Source organism: Rubricoccus marinus (genome assembly GCF_002257665.1).
GTDB lineage: Bacteria > Bacteroidota > Rhodothermia > Rhodothermales > Rubricoccaceae > Rubricoccus > Rubricoccus marinus.
This window is the reverse complement of the sequence record NZ_MQWB01000001.1, coordinates 3,099,478-3,113,483: the sequence shown is the minus strand read 5'-3', so window position 1 is coordinate 3,113,483 and position 14,006 is coordinate 3,099,478. Positions and strand designations below refer to the sequence as shown.

The window sequence follows — 14,006 nt, the reverse complement described above, 5'->3', positions numbered from 1 at the left end:
CAGAGGCCGTCCCCATGAGCGAACCCCACGAGACCCTCCGCCTCAAGGTCTGCCTCGTCGGCGCGCCCGCCGTGGGCAAGACGAGCCTGGTGCGCCGCTACGTGGAGGGCACGTTCTCCGAGGACTACCTCACCACCATCGGCGTGCGGATCAGCCGCAAGCGCGTAACGGTGGACGGCGAGGCCGTCGGCCTCATCGTGTGGGACATCAACGGCGACGACGCTTTCGCGCCGCTCCAGAGCGCCTACCTGCGCGGCGCCTCGGCCTTCCTCCTCGTCGCCGACGGCACGCGGCCGATCACGTTCGACCGCGTGGTCGCCCTCCGCGACGAACTCGGCGAGGCCTTTGGCGGCACGCCGTCCATCCTCGCGCTCAACAAGCGCGACCTGGACGACGAGTGGGCCATCGACGAGGCGCAGGTGGAGGCGCTCCGAAACGCGGGCGTGGACGTGCGCGAGACGAGCGCCCGCGATGGCATGGAGGTTGAAGAGGCGTTCCTCGCCCTCGCCCGCCTCGCCATCGCCCATGCTCGTGGCTGAACCGACCCCGCTTCCGGGCGGCCTCATGGCCGCGCTCGATGTCGCCGTGCTGGAGCGCGGTGCCAGCGGCCTGTTCTCCCTCGTGGGCAAGCCCCCGGCGTGGTTCGAGGGCCTGTTCGCGCCGAGCGCGGAGGCTCCGGCCTCTGGCGACGCCGCGCCCGCCAGAGGCGCCGTGGACCCGGCCGAAAGCTCGGACTTCCTCGCGGACTTCCTGCCCAGTGCCATCGCAGTCTGGGACCGCGCGGAGCCAGGACGTCTGTCTTCGGGACCGTACACCGAGGCCGGCCGCGACGGCGTGGAGCGCACCCTGGAGGCCACCGCCCTCCGCGCCGATGGCCGCGCGCTGCTCCTGCTCGGCCCGCCGACGATGAGCTACGAGAGGACGCAACGCCTGCTTCAGACCGCCCGCGACGAGCGCTTGGACGTGGAGCGCACGCGCCGCCGGACGGAAGAGCGCGAGGTCCTGCTCCACTGCATCGTCCACGACCTCGCGAACCCTCTGGCGGGCCTCCGCGGCAGCCTGGGCCTCCTCGACGCCAGCGGCTTGCCCGAGGACGACCGCGAACTCGTGGACATCGCCCGCCGCCAGGCCGAGCGGATGCAGGGCATGATCCGCGACGTGCTGGACACCTTCCGCCAGGAAGTGGACGCCATGCAGCCCGCGACCGCCGCGCCTGCCGACGTGGGCGAGGCGCTCCGCCAGAGCGCCCGCGCGCTTGCGCCCCGCGCCCAGGCCTCTGGCGTAGCGCTCGCCGTGGACGCGCCAGAGGCTCCGCTCCGCGCCGTCGCCGACGCGCGTCGGCTGGAGCGCGTGGTGATGAACCTGCTGGAGAACGCGATCCGGCACTCGCCCGAGGGCGGCACCGTCCGCCTCCTGGCGCGCGAGACCTCGGATGGCGTGACGCTCGCCGTCGAGGACGACGGCCCCGGCGTGCCGCCAGAGGCCACCGCCGACCTGTTCAAGCGCTTCCGACCGCGCGGGCCGCAGCGCGGGCAGGCGGGGCTCGGGCTTTACTTCTGCCGCCTGGCCGCCGAAAGCTGGGGCGGCACGGCCGGCTACGAGCCGCGCGAGAGTGGCGGCGCCCGCTTCTGGGTGCGCCTGCGGCCCGCCCGTACGCCTCTGGCGGAGGGCGCCGCGTCCTAAACGCTCTGCGATCCAAAGCCTCTGGCGCCAGAGGCCGCTAGCTTCGCCGCATGGATTCTACGCCCCTCCGCGTCGCCCTCGTCGACGACGACCCCGACTTCTCGCGGCTGATCGCGCTGCGGCTCAAGCGCGGCGCCGGCGTGCCGTGCAAGACCACCGCGTTCGCCTCTGGCGCCGCGTTCGTGGACGCCCTGAACGGAGAGGCGGCGTTCGATCTCGTCTTCCTCGACGTGGTCATGCCCGAGATGGGCGGCCTGGACGTGCTGCGCCACGTGCAGGAGCGGCGCCCGGATCTGCCCGTCGTGATGGTTTCGGCGCAGTCCTCCATCCCGGTCGCGCTAGAGGCCATCGAATCCGGCGCGCAGGACTACCTCGTCAAAGGCGACGACGCGCTGGACCGCGTCCCCGTCCTCGCGCGCGCCGCAGCGGACCGGCTCGCGCTCGTGAGCCAGATCGACGCGCTCCGCCAGAGGCTGGGGGACCGCGCCGTCGCGCCGGAGATCGTCGGCGAGAGCCCCGAGATGGCGAAGGTGCTCCGGCTCGTGAGCCAGGCCGTCCGCGGCGATCTCGCCATCGCGGTCGTAGGCGAGAGCGGCAGCGGCAAAGAGCTCGTCGCGCGGGCCGTCCACCGCGGCTCGGCGCGCGCCAGAGGCCCGTTCGTGGTCCTCAACTGCGGCGCGATCCCGGCGGAGCTGATGGAGAGCGAGCTGTTCGGCCACGAGAAAGGCGCGTTCACCGGCGCCATCGCGCGCCACGCCGGCGTCTTCGAGCAGGCCAACGGCGGCACGCTGTTCCTGGACGAGATCGGCGAGCTGGACGCGCGCTTGCAGGCCAAACTGCTCCGCGTGCTCCAGGACCAGACCATCCGCCGCGTTGGAGGCCGCGAGGCGTTCCAGGTGGACGTCCGCATCGTGAGCGCCACGCACCGGGATTTGCAGGCGATGGTGGCCTCTGGCGAGTTCCGCGAGGACCTCTTCTACCGCCTGGTGCAGTTCGTCATCCCCGTCCCGCCTTTGCGCGACCGTGGCCTGGACGTCTTGCTCCTGGCCGAGCGCTTTCTCAAGGCCGTGACCGCGCGCTACCCGGACCTCAACGCCCGGCAGTTCTCGCCCTCGGCCCGCAAAGCGCTTCTCCGCTACGGGTGGCCGGGCAACGTGCGCGAGCTGAAAAGCGCCGTCGAGCGCGCCGCGCTCGTGGCCTCTGGCGTCAACGTCGGCGCCGGGGACCTCCGGCTGGGGCGCTCGCTGATGGGCGAGGCCCGCACGCCCGCCGAGCACGCGACGCACGCCGGCGCCGAGAGTGAGATCGTGCCTTTTGAGGAGCTGAAGCGGCTCGCGCTGGAGCACGCCCTGCAAATCTGCGAGGGGCAGATCGAGAAAACGGCCGAGGCGCTCGGGATCACGCGCTCCACGGTCTACCGCCTGCTCAAGAAGTACGAGATCGAGGCGTAGCGCCAGAGGCCTCTGGCGGTCCGGATGGGGCGGCTCCTAGTTCACGAGATGCTCGTCCCGGGATCGAACACCCGTGTCGGTGTTTGTCGCACAGTCGAACGCGAGGGGCGCCTATACCTGCGCTGGGGGGCTGAAATCGATGTTCGCAGCGTGGCACGGCTCTTGGAATAAGGGCTGTGCATCCCGGGATGCCGGTTCCTCGCCTCTCACCACAAGGGGCCGCCACCGAGGCCCGCCCCGGAGATGCATCCGTTCTTTCGCGCTCTGCGCAGATCCGCCCCACCTCTCACCCACGGGGGCCGCCCGTGCCCGCCCCTGGCCGGAGCGGATCTGCCGAGCACCAAAGCGCCGCCTCAACCGACCGGCAGCCCATTCCTGACGCTTGTGGGGCTGACACGCGCAGGGATCCGGGTCCGGTCGACGGGGCCGGGGTGACACGCCAGGGACGTCACCTCGGTCCCACTCGATCTCGCCCCGCTGGCCCGTAAGCCAGCGGGGCGGACTCATGTCTGCTCACCACGCCGGGAACTCCCTGGCGCGCCGCCGTTCACAGCATCCCTCTCTCCGTACATGATGCGCACCTCTCTCGCCGTCCTCCTCGTCCTCGCGGCCCTTCTCATCCTGGTTTCTGGCTGCTGGACCGAGACGCCCGCCGACACGCCAGAGGCCTCTGGCGACATGGCCGTCCAGTCGGTCTCGATGATCGGCGGGGACGAGCTGCCGTCCGACGAGGAGGTGGAGCGCGACCGCTACATCACGCGCCCGGTCCAGCTCGCGAACGTGGACACGCTCGCGCGCGCCGAGGCCGAGCAGGCCAACACCGAACGCCTCGCGGACCTGGACACCACGCGGGCGTGGTCCACCGAGATGCAGCTCCCGTTGGGCGGCAACGTGGAAGGCCCGAGTGTGCTCAAGCTCCAGGTGCTGCTGGACCGCGCGCGCTTCTCGCCCGGCGAGATCGACGGCCGCTGGGGCAACAACACCGAGGCGGCGCTGGTCTGGTTTCAGAAGTCCGCCGGCATGGAGGCCTCTGGCGTGGCGGACTCCGCGACCGTCGCCGCGCTCGGCCGCCGCGCCGGGCGTCCGGATTCCCTCGTGGTCACGTACACGCTCACCGCAGGTGATGTAGAAGGCCCTTTTGAGCCGTTGCCCGAGGACGTGTACGAAAAAGCCAAGCTGGAGCGCCTGGGCTACGAGTCGCTTGGCGAAGCCCTCGGCGAGCGCTTCCACGCCTCGCCCGCGCTCATCTCGCGCCTCAACGACAGCATGACGCTGGACAGCCTCTCCGCAGGCGACCGCATCCGCGTGCCCAACATCATGGGTGCCCCACGGGTCTCCGGCGAGATCGCGATGATCGTCGTCTCCGGCAGCGGGCATTACCTCCAGGCGCTCTCCGCCGACAGCACCATTCTGTTCCACGCCCCCGCCACCCTCGGCGCCGAGTACGACCCCTCGCCCAGCGGTGACTTCGAGGTGACGCGCACCGCGCGCAACCCGACGTGGCACTACCAGCCCAAGATCCTCGCGAGCGTCCCCGACGACCAGGAGGACGCCGTTCTTCCCGGCGGCCCGAACAACGCCGTCGGGACGGTCTGGATCGCGCTTTCCGAGCCGCATTACGGCATCCACGGCACGCGCGCGCCCAGCACCATCGGCTACGCCAGCTCGGCGGGCTGCACGCGCCTGACCAACTGGGACGCGGAGCACCTTCTGAGCATGGTCAAGACCGGCACCCCCGTCCAGTTCCGCGACATCACGGGCCGCGACGCCTCTGGCGCGAAGACCTCCACGTCGCGGTCCTGAGCCTCTGGCGCCAGAGGCCAGGCCTCAGCGCGCCAGGAGGTCGTACGGGTTGATCGGCTCGCCGTCCCAGAAGCTATCGCCGGGCTCGATGGTCCAAATGGCGAAGTGGAGGTGCGTGTTGCCGGGTGCCGCGTTGCCCGTATCGCCAACCGTTCCCAGCCGCTCGCCTCTGGCGACGCGCTGCCCGGCCTCCAGGCCCGGCGCGTACGCGTCCAGGTGCGCGTAATACGTCACGATCCGGCCCTCGCTGCCTAGGACGTAGACGGTCAGGCCGCCCTTGTCGCTCGTGAACAGCCGCTGCACGGTCCCCCCAAACGCGGCGACCACCGGCGTGCCGCGCGGCGCGAGAATGTCGATCGCGTTGTGTGTGCGGCCCTCGCTGCGCGCGGCGGTAAAGGTGTCTACCAAGTCCTCAGGCGCGATGCCGAGGACCGGGACGGCCCAGCCGCTACCGCTGACGTTGGGCGCCAGAGGCTTCGGCTTCTGGCGTGGCGTGGCCTCGCCAGCGCGCCGCGCCGTGACGCGCGCGGTGTCGCCTGCCGCGACGGGCGGATCGGGCGCGGAAGCGCTCGCGCTGTCGCCAGAGGGCTCTGGCGCAGGCTCGGGAGCGGGCGTCTCCAAGCGGCACCCCGACGCCACGAGGAGGATCAGGAGGAGCGCGCGGGTCACGTGTTCATCAGCCGGACGAGCCCCTCCTGTGTGGCGCTCGCCACCAGGCGTCCTTCGGCGTCGTGCACGGCGCCGCGCGTGAACGCGCGCCCGCCAGAGGCGCTCGGGCTGTCCATCGTGTACAGCAGCCAGCCATCAATGCGGAAGGGACGGTGGAACCAGATCGCGTGGTCTAGGCTCGCGGCCATAATGCCGGGGTCGAACACGCTGCGCGCGTGCGGGCGGAGCGCCGTGCCCAGCAGGCCGTAGTCGCTCGCGTAGGCCAGCAGCGCCTGGTGGATCAGCGGGTCGTCAGCGAGTTCGCCAGAGGCCTGTAGCCACACCTTGAGCTCGGCCTCCGTCGCCTCTGGCGCGAACGGGTTGACGGGGTCCACGGGGCGGTAGTCGATGGCGCGCTCGCCGGTAAGCGTGGCGCGGAACCGGCGGGGGATGCGGTCGGCGAGTGCCCGCGCGATCTCGACCTCGCTCGTGACCTCGCCGGGCGCGGGGACGGCCTCTGGCGCCGGGTCGGCGTGGTCCAGGCCCGGCTCTTCGCGGTGGAAGGAGAGCGCGGCGTTGAAGATGGGGCGGCCGTGCTGGATGGCCGTCACGCGCCGCGTGGCGAACGAGCCGCCATCGCGCAGCCGGTCCACGTGGTAGAGGATGGGCGCCTGCGCGTCGCCGGGGAGGATGAAGTAGGCGTGCAACGAGTGGCAGCGCCGGTCTTCTGGAACGGTCCGCCCGGCCGCGATCACGGCTTGCGCGAGCACCTGCCCCCCGAACACGCGCGGGGCGCCGTACGAGGCGCTCTGGCCGCGGAAGTAGTCGTGCTCCAGCAGTTCGAGGTCGAGAAGCGTGAGGAGGTCGTCGAGAGCGGAGGGCATGGGGCGCGAGAAAGAGGCGGAAGGATGGGGAGAGCCCCTGGCGGAAGAAAGCCCTTCACGTCGTACACGCCGCTTCTTCAACGCATCAGGTATTGGAGAGGGCATTCTACAGCGGCATATATTGCGGCGTGCGCTCAAGCACATCCGAGCCTCTCACCCCGGCTCGACATCACCCACCTGCATTCGCCCCTTTGGGGCATACGACTATGTTCAAGAACATCAGCATCTTCGCGCTCGCGTTCGCATTCATCGGCCTCACCGGCTGCTCCGACAACGACACCGTGGAGACCACGGAGATCGACGGCACCGAGGCCGAGGTCGTCACGCCCGTCGTGCCGTCCGACGAGACGATCGAGGGCGAGATGGAGGAGGCCGGCGCCGAGATGGAGGCTGGCATGGAAGAGATGGAGGCCACCGGCGAGGAGATGATGAACGACGCCGAGGCTGGCATGGAGGAGGTTGAGGCAGAGGTCGACGGTCAGTAGACCCTCGGCTCTTTCGAGCTTCCGGCCCGGCTGCGCACCCCGCGCGGCCGGGCTTTTTTTGTCCGCCCGGCTCGGCGCCTCTGGCGCCAGAGGCGACTGGAGTCCACATCCACAGCGGCTCTGCGCAGGTCCGCCTCCGCAAAGACGCGTCGCACGAAGCAGCGCCAGAGGCCTCTGGCGGCTATCCCGCCCGCTCGATCCGCACGAGCCGGTACGCGCCGTCCACCACGTCGAACGTGAGCCCGACGGCGCTCTCCGTGATCGCCTCGTCCTCCGGGACCACGTTGCCCTCCGCATCGTAGCCGACGACGACGTATACCTCGCGGCGCGTGCCCTCGCGGCGGTAGCGCTCCACGCCAGCGGCGAGCACGTGCTGCCGGACGGCGTCGTCTTCCGCGACGGCGGCGAAGTCCTGCGCCGAGAGCCCGGGCGCCGCGAGGCGCCGCGCGGTCCCTTTCTGGAGCGCCACCTTGAACTCCGTCAGGAAGGGCGCGAACGAGGGGCCGGGGTCCGGGAGCGCGGTCGCCTCCAGCGAGTCGGCCTCTGGCGTGCCGAGCGAGTCCGCGTCCTCAAACGCGTCGTCGAAGTCGTCCAGATCGCCCACGTCGGGGATGGACGGGGGGGCGGGTGGTAGGGCAGGGGCGGCCGGTTGTTGCGCGTTCTCGCCGCCGCATCCGCTGGCGAGGAGCGCTACCGCGAGGGCCCAGCGCTTCATGCCTCGGCGGGCGTGGCGTCGCTGGCGTCGGCGCCAGAGGCCTCGGGCGTTTGCACGCCGGAGAGCACGGCCCAGATCACGCCGAGGTAGCCGCCGAGCAGCAGCAACGGTGCGACCGTCAGCGAAAGCGCGCTGTCGACCGGGTTGTCACTCACGGCGTTGTCCACCAGCATGAGCACGTACCCCACCACGATCAGGGCAATGGCACCGAGCAGCAAGACGTAGTTGCGGCGCTCGAAGGGCATCCGAGCCGAGCGCGGGCCGCGGCGGGCGGCGGGCGCGGTTTTCGTCGCGCGCTTTTTAGAGGAACGCTTGGCCATCGGAGGGTCTGGAATCGTGTGGCGCAAGATACCGGCAACGGCCCTGTACGCACCCACAACCTCTTCCAGGCACAGGAGCGGTACGCGCTCCGGGGCGGCTCCGGCCTCTGGCGCCAGAGGCCAGCCACGGCGGTGGGGTGCGGGGAGCGGTTGTACGCGCAATTGGGTGCCACCCCGGGGAGTTGCCCGGGTAGCTTTGCCCCCGTCCCTCGTCCGTCTCCGATGCGCTTGCTCCGCCGCCCGTTTCTCTTCCTCGCGCCTCTGGCGCTCGCCGCCGTCGGCATCGTCGCGTGGCCACAGGCCTCCGTCGCCGACCCGCTCCAGGCCGACAGCGTGTCGGCCTCGGTCGACAGCGCCGTCACGTCGCCCGCGCGCGTGTCCGACGCGGAGATGGCCACCATCCTGGCGGAGATCTTGGACGACCCGGACCTGCCGCGCGCCATCTGGGGCATCCACGTGCAGGACCTCACCACCAGCCGGACGCTGCTCGCGCGCAATGCCGACCTCACGCTGCTGCCCGCGAGCACGATGAAGCTGCTCACGACCGCGACGGCCCTGGACGCGCTCGGCCCCGACTTCCGCTACACGACGCAGCTCTTCCACTTCGGCGACGAGGTCGGCGGCACGCTCCGCGGCGACCTCGTCATCCGTGGCGCCGGGGATCCCACGTTTGGCAGCGAATGGGTCAGCGCGGACCCGCTGAAGAACTGGGCCGAGGCGCTCTACGAGGCGGGCGTGCGGCGCGTCGAAGGCCGCATCATCGGCGACGACGACCGCTTCGAGGACGCGGCGTACGCCGAGGGCTGGGACGTGAGCCACATCGCGACCGAGAGCTACGCGCCGGCCTCTGGCGGGCTGGCATGGGGCGACAACCTCATGGCCGTCCGCTTCCGAGGCGGCGAGGTCAGCGTGGACCCGCCGGGCTTTGTCGAGTTCGTGACCGATCTCGCGGCCGAGCGGCGCGGCGGCGGGCGGCTCCGCGTGGGCCGGACGGTCGGCACCAACAAGGTCACGCTCTCCGGCACGATCCAACTCCCCGTCGAGAACCCCACGCTCTACGCCGCGACGGCCTTCGCAGACCGCCTGGCCGACGCGGGCATCGCCGTGGACGCGGCGATCGTGGACGTGGACGAGATGGCGACCGCGCCCAGCTACGAGGGCGCCGAGCCGCTCCGCGCCTACGTCTCGCCGCCGCTCCGGGAGATCGTGCAGCGCATCAACCGCAAAAGCGACAACCTGTACGCTGAGCACCTTTTCCGGACGCTCTCGTCCAACGGCTCTACCGAAGCCTCGGCGCGTCGCGTCAAGGACTTCCTCGCGAGCGCCGGCGCGCAGACTGACGGCCTCAACATCGTGGACGGCTCGGGCCTCTCGCGCAAGGACATGATCACGCCAGAGGCCATGGGCGCGCTCCTGGCGCGCATGAACCAGCACCCGGCTTCGGGCGCGTTCCGCCAGTCGCTGCCGCAGGGCGGGGGCGCGGGGTCCACGCTGCGCAACCGCATGCGCAACGTTCCGGTTCGGGCCAAGACGGGCTCGCTGCAAGCCGTCCGCGCGCTCGCGGGCTACGTCGAGGGGCCGCGCGGCCAGACGCTCGCGTTTGTGCTGATGGCGAACAACTACACCGCGCCCGACCGCAACATCACGCAGGCGATGGACCGCATCGTGGACGCGCTGGCCTCTGGCGAGCGGCCGCCGGCGGACGAGGAGTGAGCGTGAGGGCGCGAGCGAGGAGGGGTGTGTGGGGACGTTGAGAGCGCCAGAGGTTGGAGCCTCGGAGACTCCGCCCTGTCTTCCAAACGGCACCCGGCGCCTCTGGCGAAACTGGCGCTGAACCACGAGACACGACGATGGGCAAACGAGACGGCGCCAAGCACGACGGCTGGGACACGCATGAGGTCGACGGCTTCGAGATCCTCGTGGGGCTGAGCGCAAAGGAGAATGACCGCCTCACGCTGCGAGTGGCAGACCCGCTCGATGTCTGGATGCACGCCGCCGGCTGCCCCGGCAGTCACGTGATCGTTCGCAATCCGGACAAGCTGGACGTGCTCCCGCGCCCGGTCTTGCAGCGCGCCGCCGCGCTCGCGGTGAAGCACTCGAAGGCGAAAAACGCCAGCGGCAAAGTGAGCGTCCACGTCTGTCGCGCGTGCGACGTGTCCAAGCGGCGCGGCGCCCCCGCCGGGCAGGTCCAGCTCAAGCGCTACGACACGCTCAAGGTCTACGCCGCCGACTGACCACGTCGGGAGGATTGGCCTCTGGCGCCAGAGGCTTACAGGAAGCCGCGGAGGTAGGTCACCACGTCGTCCACGCCGGGCACGCGGTAGCGCGCCGCCGTCTCGCCCTCGCCGACTTTGACAGTGACGGGCTCTCTCTCGCCAGAAGAGGCGTCGAGCGCTTGGAACGCGTCCTCGTCGGTCGTGTCGTCGCCGATGTAGACGGGCGTGAGGGCGGGGTTCTCTGCCGCGATGCGGACGACGGCGGTGCCTTTGGATAGATCGCGCGGGCGGAGCTCCAGCACCTTTTTCCCCCAGACGGCGTGGAGCCCTTCGGGCACGTCTGAGGCCCACGCGCGAAGCGCCTCGTGCGCTGCCGCCTCGTCGCGCGCGTTGCGGTAGTGGACGGCAAACGTGGCGCCTTTGTCCTCCACCATCACGCCTTCCAGCGCGGGAACGGACGCCTTGAGCGCCGCCAGAGGCTCGGCAACGGCTTGGAGCGCAGCGCTCGGCGCCGGCTCTTCGCCAAGTGCGCCTTCTTCAGCGCCGTGAAGCCCGACGGCCTGGACCCGCACGCCGGGCAGGAAGTGGGTCAGCTTTGCAATCCCGCGCCCGGAGACGATGACGACGCGGTGCCGCTCGGCAAGCGAGGCCAGAAGTGCGGGGACATCGGGGTGCGGCCGCGCCTGCGCCGGGTCGTCCACGATGGGCGAGAGGGTGCCGTCGTAGTCGAGGAACAGGAGCGGTCGGTTAGGATGGGGAATCACGGCGATGGAGAGCGGCCGGTGGGGGAGGGGTTAGAAACGTCGGCGACTCGTGGCGCCAGAGGCCTCTGGCGAGGGGCGCTGAAGAAGGCGCGCGGACAACGCGGGAAAACTCAGCCCTAGGCAACTTGACCCAGCGCCAGAGGCCGCGCTGATTTGGCTACTGGCTACTGGCTACTGGCTACTGGCTACTGGCTACTGGCTACTGGCTGGCTTTCCCCTAGCCGGTCCAGGAAGCGAGCGGCCCAGGCGTGGACGTCAAGGCCGCGCACGGCCTCCCGCACGAGCGAGAGGCGGCGGCGCTTTTCCGCGAGAGGCAGGTCGATGGCGGCGCGGAGGACGCGAGCCAGTCCGTCGGTGTCGTAGGGGTTGACGCAGACGGCGCCGTCGAGGTAGTCGGAGGCGCCGGCTAGCTCGCTGAGGATGAGGACGCCCGGCTGAGCGCCGTCGTCCATGGCCGCGCCGGAGATGGCGCCGAACTCGTGGGCGACGAGGTTCATCCCGTCGCGCAGAGGCGTCACGAGCGCCACGTCGGCGGCGCGGTAGAGCGCGGCGAGCTCTTGCTGCGTGTACGCGCGGTAGCGGTAGTGGATGGGCGTCCACGCGCCCTCCGCGAAGCGCCCGTTGATGCGGCCCACGGCCTGCTCCACCTTGCGCTTGAGTTGCGCGTAGGCCGGAATCCCTGTGCGGCTCGGCGTCGCGATCTGAAACATGGCGACGTGGCCGTGCATCTCCGGGTAGGACTCCAGAAAGCGCTCGAAGGCTTCCAGCCGGAGCAGGAGCCCCTTCGTGTAGTCCAGGCGGTCGATGCCGAGCACGATGTGGTCTGCGAAGATCTCCCGCCGGAAGGTGTCAGCCTCTTGCGCGATGTGGGCGTCGTGGCCGAAGGCCTCGAACTTCTCCACGTCGATGCCGATGGGGTGGCGCTCGGCGCGGACGCGGCGCCCCTCCCAGAGCACGTCGTGCCCCTCTACGGTCGCGCCGACGAGGTCGCGCGCGGACTCGCGGAAGTTCTCCGCGTCGCCGTCGGTGTGGAAGCCGACGAGGTCGGCACCGAGCATCCCGCGCAGGAGCTCGCGGGCGGAGGGGAGGATGCGGAACACCTCGGGCGCGGGCCAGGGGATGTGCCAGAAGTGCCCGATGCGGGCGCCAGGCCGCCTCTGGCGGATCAACTCCGGCACAAGCATGAGGTGGTAGTCCTGAATCCAGAACTGGACCGGGTCCGCGTCGCCAGAGGCTCCGCTCGTCGCGGGGGGAGCGCTGGAGACCTCGGCGGCTGCGGCGAGCGCGGCCTCAGCGAAGCGGCGGTTGACGGCGCGGTAGGCGCCGCGGAAAGCCCGCTCCGGCGCCACATGGTTGACCAGGTAATGCGCCAGCGGCCACAGCACCTGATTGGACATCCCGTTGTAGTAGTCCTTGAACTCCTCCTCTTCCAACGGCACCCGGTGGACGGTAAACGTCGGGCTCGCTTCGGGGTACGGCTGCATGAGGGGCGCGCCGTCCTCGGGCTCTCGCATGGCGACCCACGCGCCGCCGCGGTCTTCCAGAACGGGCAGCAGGGCCGAGGCGAGGCCTCCCAGGGCGGCCTCCCAGCCCGTGGGCGTTTGCCGGATGGGTGCGCGGTTGGCGAGCAGGACGAGCGGCATCGAACAGGGGGTGAGAGGCGGAGGGTACGCAAGCTCGGGTGACGGGTTCGGCGTCACCCCCGCGCTAGAGGGCCGCCCCGCGTTACCCGTGCGTAGCCTTTGGCGTGTGGGGCGCGCGTGAAGCCTCTGGCGTGGTCGAGGGAAGCGCTAGACGCGTGGCGCCAGAGGCGGTAGCTTGGGGCTCCGCGCACGGCCTGCCGTGCTTTGCCTGGATGGCGGAATTGGTATACGCGGCGGTCTCAAACACCGCTGGCTTCACGGCCTTGTGGGTTCGAGTCCCACTCCAGGCACGAACCCCTCGGCGCGCTCGCGTGCCGAGGGGTTTTGCGTTGGGGCTACCCGCATGTGCCGCCAAAGGCCTCTGACGCTACAGCCAGCCTTCGGCGCGGTACCACGCCACGGTCTCGCGCATGCCCTCCGCCAGAGGCACCTCGGGCGCGTAGCCGAAGGCCATCCGCGCCTTCGCCGACGACGCCACCCACGCCTCTTTAGCCTCTCGCGCCTTTTCGCGGTTGAGCGGCGGGTACGCTCCGAACAATTTGCCGACGCCCTCTACGAGTGCGCCGATGGGCGCGACGACCCGCGGCGAAACCTTGACCTTGATCGCGCCCGTCCCGAGCGCAGCGGTCACCTCGCGATGGATCTCGTTCCACGAATGCGCCTCGCCCCCTAGGAAAAACGTTTCCCCCGCGGCCTCTGGCGTTTCGGCTGCGTCCACGATCCCGCGCGCCAGGTCGCGCACGAAGACCAGGTCCAGCGTCCGAGCGTGTGCGTCGCCCACAATGGGGAAGAGCCTCTGGCGGGCGGCGGTCTTGATCACGGTGTAGATGTCGGCCTCGCGCGGTCCGTAGACGGCGGGCGGGCGCACGATCGTCACGCGGTCCGCGAGGGGGTGGGCGGCAACGCGCTCTTCCATCTCGGCCTTGGAGCGGCCGTAGTTCGAAATCGGCCGCAGCGGGTCGCCCTCCGCCAGAGGCCGCGCGCCGCTCGGACCGACCGCGGCGAGGCTGCTCACGATCACGACGCGCTCGGGCGGTTTGGACGCGCTCGCGCAAGCGTCCAGAAGCCGCAGCGTGCCCACCACGTTGGCCTCACGCAGTTCGTCCAGCGTGGGCGCGCGCGTCAGCGCGGCAGCGTGGACGACGACCTCGGCGCCAGAGGCCGCTTGCGCGAGGGCGTGGAGGTCGGAGAGGTCGCCGCGGACGGTCTCGACGCCCAGGCCGGTCAGCCACTTCGGGTCGGAGCGGACGAGCGCGCGCACGCTCCAGCCGCGCCTCTTGAACTCTTCGGCGACGTGGCTGCCGACAAAGCCGGTCCCGCCGGTGAGGAAGACGGTGCGCATGGTGGGGCGTGGGGCTAGGGAGACGGCAAGATCGCAGCGCGCGGGGCCTCTG

At 70.7% G+C, this 14,006-nt stretch carries 14 protein-coding genes and 1 tRNA gene; 8 read left to right on the top strand and 7 right to left on the bottom strand.

Annotated elements, in window-relative coordinates; translation table 11 throughout:
- Window positions 1-14: 14 nt before the first annotated feature.
- From BSZ36_RS13150 to BSZ36_RS13135, 4 genes are all read left to right on the top strand, one after another.
- Entirely contained in the window at window positions 15-539 is a 525-nt protein-coding gene (locus tag BSZ36_RS13150) for a Rab family GTPase (RefSeq protein ID WP_094549703.1), read from the top strand.
- Window positions 526-1,683 carry a sensor histidine kinase gene (locus BSZ36_RS13145; protein ID WP_218827664.1) on the top strand — a complete coding sequence of 386 codons (1,158 nt, stop codon included), beginning with the start codon at window positions 526-528 and terminating at the stop codon, window positions 1,681-1,683. Before BSZ36_RS13150 ends, BSZ36_RS13145 begins: the two co-directional genes overlap by 14 nt.
- A gap of 50 nt (window positions 1,684-1,733) precedes the next feature.
- On the top strand, window positions 1,734-3,134 hold the full coding sequence (locus BSZ36_RS13140) for a sigma-54-dependent transcriptional regulator (protein WP_094549699.1): 1,401 nt from the start codon (window positions 1,734-1,736) through the stop codon (window positions 3,132-3,134).
- A 570-nt stretch (window positions 3,135-3,704) separates the two neighbouring features.
- On the top strand, window positions 3,705-4,937 hold the full coding sequence (locus BSZ36_RS13135; protein WP_094549697.1) for a L,D-transpeptidase family protein: 1,233 nt from the start codon (window positions 3,705-3,707) through the stop codon (window positions 4,935-4,937).
- A gap of 24 nt (window positions 4,938-4,961) precedes the next feature.
- Here BSZ36_RS13135 and BSZ36_RS13130 read toward each other — a convergent pair whose 3' ends face one another.
- Entirely contained in the window at window positions 4,962-5,606 is a 645-nt protein-coding gene (locus tag BSZ36_RS13130; protein ID WP_094549695.1) for a M23 family metallopeptidase, read from the bottom strand.
- Entirely contained in the window at window positions 5,603-6,469 is an 867-nt protein-coding gene (locus BSZ36_RS13125; protein ID WP_094549693.1) for an acyl-CoA thioesterase, read from the bottom strand. Before BSZ36_RS13125 ends, BSZ36_RS13130 begins: the two co-directional genes overlap by 4 nt.
- A gap of 206 nt (window positions 6,470-6,675) precedes the next feature.
- Here BSZ36_RS13125 and BSZ36_RS19490 point away from each other — a divergent pair, with 206 nt between their 5' ends.
- Window positions 6,676-6,954, top strand: coding sequence for a hypothetical protein (locus BSZ36_RS19490; protein ID WP_094549691.1), 279 nt, complete (start codon window positions 6,676-6,678; stop codon window positions 6,952-6,954).
- A 181-nt stretch (window positions 6,955-7,135) separates the two neighbouring features.
- On the opposite strand, the gene BSZ36_RS13115 is transcribed toward BSZ36_RS19490, so the two are convergent.
- Both BSZ36_RS13115 and BSZ36_RS13110 read right to left on the bottom strand, forming a co-directional pair.
- Window positions 7,136-7,669, bottom strand: coding sequence for a hypothetical protein (locus tag BSZ36_RS13115; protein WP_143536898.1), 534 nt, complete (start codon window positions 7,667-7,669; stop codon window positions 7,136-7,138).
- Window positions 7,666-7,989: a DUF3098 domain-containing protein gene (locus BSZ36_RS13110; RefSeq protein WP_094549687.1), complete on the bottom strand. Its 324-nt coding sequence runs from the start codon at window positions 7,987-7,989 to the stop codon at window positions 7,666-7,668. Before BSZ36_RS13110 ends, BSZ36_RS13115 begins: the two co-directional genes overlap by 4 nt.
- A 222-nt stretch (window positions 7,990-8,211) precedes the next feature.
- On the opposite strand from BSZ36_RS13110, the gene dacB reads away from it, so the two are divergent.
- The gene (gene dacB, locus BSZ36_RS13105; protein WP_094549685.1) at window positions 8,212-9,702 is read left to right on the top strand and encodes a D-alanyl-D-alanine carboxypeptidase/D-alanyl-D-alanine endopeptidase; all 1,491 of its coding nucleotides are present in this window, start codon (window positions 8,212-8,214) and stop codon (window positions 9,700-9,702) included.
- 137 nt (window positions 9,703-9,839) lie between these two features.
- A complete protein-coding gene (locus BSZ36_RS13100) occupies window positions 9,840-10,223 on the top strand; it encodes an NFACT RNA binding domain-containing protein (RefSeq protein WP_094549683.1) in 384 nt (127 codons plus the stop codon).
- Window positions 10,224-10,258: 35 nt separating this feature from the next.
- Here BSZ36_RS13100 and otsB read toward each other — a convergent pair whose 3' ends face one another.
- Together otsB and BSZ36_RS13090 are read right to left on the bottom strand one after the other, a co-directional pair.
- Window positions 10,259-10,969: a trehalose-phosphatase gene (otsB, locus tag BSZ36_RS13095; protein WP_094549681.1), complete on the bottom strand. Its 711-nt coding sequence runs from the start codon at window positions 10,967-10,969 to the stop codon at window positions 10,259-10,261.
- Window positions 10,970-11,154: 185 nt separating this feature from the next.
- Complete coding sequence (locus tag BSZ36_RS13090) at window positions 11,155-12,612, bottom strand: alpha,alpha-trehalose-phosphate synthase (UDP-forming) (protein WP_094549679.1); 1,458 nt, start codon at window positions 12,610-12,612, stop codon at window positions 11,155-11,157.
- A gap of 206 nt (window positions 12,613-12,818) precedes the next feature.
- Between BSZ36_RS13090 and BSZ36_RS13085 the strand changes: the two genes are divergently transcribed.
- A tRNA-Leu gene (locus tag BSZ36_RS13085) sits at window positions 12,819-12,902 on the top strand.
- A gap of 77 nt (window positions 12,903-12,979) precedes the next feature.
- Here BSZ36_RS13085 and BSZ36_RS13080 read toward each other — a convergent pair.
- Window positions 12,980-13,954 carry an NAD-dependent epimerase/dehydratase family protein gene (locus BSZ36_RS13080; RefSeq protein ID WP_094549677.1) on the bottom strand — a complete coding sequence of 325 codons (975 nt, stop codon included), beginning with the start codon at window positions 13,952-13,954 and terminating at the stop codon, window positions 12,980-12,982.
- Window positions 13,955-14,006 lie beyond the last annotated feature (52 nt).

Bases quoted from the DNA above. Each gene is read 5' to 3' on its own strand.
- BSZ36_RS13150 (WP_094549703.1), top strand. From the start codon at position 15: ATGAGCGAACCCCACGAGACCCTCCGCCTCAAGGTCTGCCTCGTCGGC.
- BSZ36_RS13145 (WP_218827664.1), top strand. From the start codon at position 526: ATGCTCGTGGCTGAACCGACCCCGCTTCCGGGCGGCCTCATGGCCGCG.
- BSZ36_RS13140 (WP_094549699.1), top strand. From the start codon at position 1,734: ATGGATTCTACGCCCCTCCGCGTCGCCCTCGTCGACGACGACCCCGAC.
- BSZ36_RS13135 (WP_094549697.1), top strand. From the start codon at position 3,705: ATGATGCGCACCTCTCTCGCCGTCCTCCTCGTCCTCGCGGCCCTTCTC.
- BSZ36_RS13125 (WP_094549693.1), bottom strand. From the start codon at position 6,469: ATGCCCTCCGCTCTCGACGACCTCCTCACGCTTCTCGACCTCGAACTG.
- BSZ36_RS19490 (WP_094549691.1), top strand. From the start codon at position 6,676: ATGTTCAAGAACATCAGCATCTTCGCGCTCGCGTTCGCATTCATCGGC.
- BSZ36_RS13115 (WP_143536898.1), bottom strand. From the start codon at position 7,669: ATGAAGCGCTGGGCCCTCGCGGTAGCGCTCCTCGCCAGCGGATGCGGC.
- BSZ36_RS13110 (WP_094549687.1), bottom strand. From the start codon at position 7,989: ATGGCCAAGCGTTCCTCTAAAAAGCGCGCGACGAAAACCGCGCCCGCC.
- dacB (WP_094549685.1), top strand. From the start codon at position 8,212: ATGCGCTTGCTCCGCCGCCCGTTTCTCTTCCTCGCGCCTCTGGCGCTC.
- BSZ36_RS13100 (WP_094549683.1), top strand. From the start codon at position 9,840: ATGGGCAAACGAGACGGCGCCAAGCACGACGGCTGGGACACGCATGAG.
- BSZ36_RS13090 (WP_094549679.1), bottom strand. From the start codon at position 12,612: ATGCCGCTCGTCCTGCTCGCCAACCGCGCACCCATCCGGCAAACGCCC.
- BSZ36_RS13080 (WP_094549677.1), bottom strand. From the start codon at position 13,954: ATGCGCACCGTCTTCCTCACCGGCGGGACCGGCTTTGTCGGCAGCCAC.